Source organism: Bradyrhizobium sp. MV1.5 (assembly GCF_055807615.1).
The window spans coordinates 1-223 of the sequence record NZ_JBVVPL010000145.1; the positions used below are offsets into that span (position 1 = coordinate 1).

Sequence of the window (223 nt, forward strand, 5' to 3'; positions counted from 1 at the left end):
TTCTGAGCGGCGGCATCCTGAACAACAATGCGGCCTTCAAGGTCAGCGGCACCGGCAACGCGCTGGACCATGAGACGATCACGAATGCGACGACCGGCACGATCGAAGTGCTTGCCAACGGCGCGCTGACGGTTGACCAGGGCTCGACGGTTGCGAATGCCGGCAACGTCACGGTGGACGCCAACGGCAAGCTGACGGTGAACGGGGCCACGATCAGCGGTGC

The 223-nt window shown here is 64.1% G+C and carries 1 protein-coding gene; it reads left to right on the top strand.

What is annotated here, in order from left to right; all coding sequences use genetic code 11:
• Nucleotides 1-223 (top strand): hypothetical protein (locus tag AC0L2J_RS34840; RefSeq protein WP_473395988.1); only part of this gene is annotated, 223 nt, incomplete at both ends.